General features: G+C 66.2%; 3 protein-coding genes. 2 read left to right on the forward strand and 1 reads right to left on the reverse strand.

Going from position 1 to position 2,681, the window contains the following annotated elements:
* Positions 1-469: LacI family DNA-binding transcriptional regulator (locus tag AC3A3W_RS00545; RefSeq protein WP_487439947.1), on the reverse strand; the 469-nt coding region annotated here is incomplete at its 3' end.
* Positions 470-595: 126 nt separating this feature from the next.
* On the opposite strand from AC3A3W_RS00545, the gene AC3A3W_RS00550 reads away from it, so the two are divergent.
* A complete protein-coding gene (locus AC3A3W_RS00550; protein WP_487439948.1) occupies positions 596-1,717 on the forward strand; it encodes a Gfo/Idh/MocA family oxidoreductase in 1,122 nt (373 codons plus the stop codon).
* Positions 1,714-2,505, forward strand: coding sequence for a TIM barrel protein (locus AC3A3W_RS00555; protein WP_487439949.1), 792 nt, complete (start codon positions 1,714-1,716; stop codon positions 2,503-2,505). Before AC3A3W_RS00550 ends, AC3A3W_RS00555 begins: the two co-directional genes overlap by 4 nt.
* Positions 2,506-2,681 lie beyond the last annotated feature (176 nt).

The raw sequence follows: 2,681 nt of genomic DNA on the forward strand, positions 1-2,681 counted from the left end.
CCACCAGGTCTCCCACGTCGTTCCGGAGGAGGCTCACCACGGGCACCTGGCCGGCAAACCGCTCCAGCTCCTGGCTGCTGAGCGTCGGAGAAATCATGATCAGTGCCTCCGAACCGACATCGAGCAGGGACTCTATGGCGCGGGTCTCGGGGCGGCCGTGGGCGACAGCGCTCAGCGCGATTTCATAGCCGCGCGCCGTCGCCGCCGCATAGGCGGCATCCACGATTTCGGCATGAAAGGGATGGGCGCTGAAGAAACTCAGGCCCAGGAGTCTGGTGCGGCTGCTGCGCAGCAGACGGGCCCGGCTGTCGGGCCGGTAGCCGAGGTCCCGTGCCGCCGCCAGGACCTTTTGCCGCGTTGATTCCGCGGCTCCGGGCGCGCCGCGCATGACGATGGACACCAGTGCCCGCGAGACGCCGGCTGCCCGGGCAACGTCCATCAGCGTGGGACGCCGCTGCTGTTCCGCCATATTCCTCCTCTGCCTAGAGCATTCTATAGAACGATCTAGACAGACAGGTGGGCTTATGCAAACATTTTCACTAGAACGATCTAGAAGACGTCTGCCACCCATTCCACACCATCCTCGGGAGTATCCATGAGTTACCGTCACCATCCGGTCAGCGCAGACCGGCCGGCCCGCATCGCCCTGATCGGTGCAGGCTGGATTGGAAGTTTCCACGCCGAGTCCGTCGTCCAGCGAATTCCCGGCGCCCGCCTGGAAGCCATTTCAGATCCCTCACTGCCCGCCGTGGAAGCGCTAGCCGGCAGGCTGGGGGTTGCCAAAATCACCGATGATTCCGCTGATGTGTTCACTGATCCGGACGTGGATGCCGTGTTGATCGCGGCGCCGGCACGGTTCCACTCGACCCTGATCGCGGCCGCGGCCCGGGCCGGGAAGGACGTGTTCTGCGAAAAGCCGGGTGGGCGCACCGTCGAGGAACTGGACGCGGCGATGGAGGCAGCGCAGGCCGCCGGGATCATCGTTCAGTTTGGCTTCAACCGGCGCTACGCCACGGACTTTGCCGCGGCACGGAAGCTCATCGACGACGGCGCGGTGGGAACCCCGCAGCTCCTCCGGTCACTGACGCGCGATCCGGGCACTGCAGCCGGCATAGCCAATCCGGAGCGCATCCCGCCCGGAACGATCTTCCTGGAGACCCTGATCCATGACTTCGACACGCTGAACTGGCTGAACCCCGGCGCCGTTCCCGTCCGCGTGCACGCCGTGGCAGACGCCCTGGTGGCTCCCGAGGCCAAGGGCGGCGGGTTGCTGGACACGGCCGTAGTCACCGTGACCTACAGCAACGGGGCGATTGCGGTGGCGGAAGCGAACTTCAACGCACTGTACGGCTACGACGTGCGCGGCGAAGTGTTCGGCTCCGCCGGCATGGTGACAGCCGGCGGTCCACAGGCCTCCAGCGCATCGAGCTACACTGCCGCCGGCATCGGCTCCGCCACGGTTCGTCTGAATGTGGACCTCTTCCACGATGCCTACACGCTGGAAGTGGCTGACTTCGCCGAAGCGGTGAAAGTCCGCCGCGACGGGGCCAAGGTGCCAGCAAAAGCGGGCCCGGGATGGGCGGACGCCCGCAATGCTCTGGCACTGGCCCTGGCCGCGGCACGGTCGGCCGAAACCGGGCAGCCCGTCGAGGTGTCATCGGTTGCCGAGCTGCGGGCAGCCGAGCCTGAACTGCACTCGGTGGGGGACGCCGTATGAGTTTTCGGCTGGCTGTCTGCGCCGAGATGGTTTACGGCGAACTTCCCCTGGCTGAACGGGTTCACCGGATCCATGGGCACGGCTTCGACGTAGAGCTCTGGGATACGCGAGGCCGCGATATCGGTGCGCTTGCCGCCACCGGCGCCCGGTTTTCCTCGATGAGCGGCTACTTCGGCGGCAGCCTCATAGATCCGGATGGCGCCCGGGAGGTGCTGGCCTCTGCCGAGAAGCTCATTCCGACGGCCTTGGAACTCGGCGTTGAACGGATGGTGGTTCACCCGGCCGAGCTGGGAGAGGGAGGCAGGGCGGTCCGGCCGCTTCACCGCTCGACGGGCGAGATGTGGCTGGCCGGACTGCGCACGCTTGAGCGCCTCGGTGAGTTGGGCGCGAAGCATGGTGTGACGTTTGCCTTGGAGAACCTGAACACCGTCCTGGACCATCCGGGCATACCGCTGGCCCGCGCCAAGGACACCATGGCCCTCGTCTCAGCCACTGACCATCCGAACGTGAAGATGATGCTGGACCTCTACCACGCCCAGATCGGGGAAGGGAATCTGATCGAACTCGTGCGGGCCGCCATGCCCTGGATCGGAGAGGTGCAGGTGGCCGACGTTCCCGGCCGGTTCGAACCCGGCACGGGGGAGATCAACTACCGTGCAGTCGCCTCGGCCCTGAAGCATGCCGGGTACTCGGGCGTCATTGGCCTGGAAGCCGCTGCCTCCGGCGGCCAAGGCGTGGAAGCAGGGGACGTCGCCCTCGCTGCGTTCCGGTCGGCTTTCGACGTCTGACCGGCGGCGGCGAGTCTTGACCTTGGCAGGTGCGCCGGCTGTCTGTGTTCTGCTATAGGTTCGCTAGAAGCGCCCGACGCGGTCGGCAACGAGGGAGAATTCGTCCTGCTGCGCCTCGTGCCAAGTGAGCATCACCTGCCCGCCTGGAACTACTGAACGCGGTGTTCGTACAGACA

It is taken from the genome of Arthrobacter sp. Soil_N43, assembly GCF_057655195.1.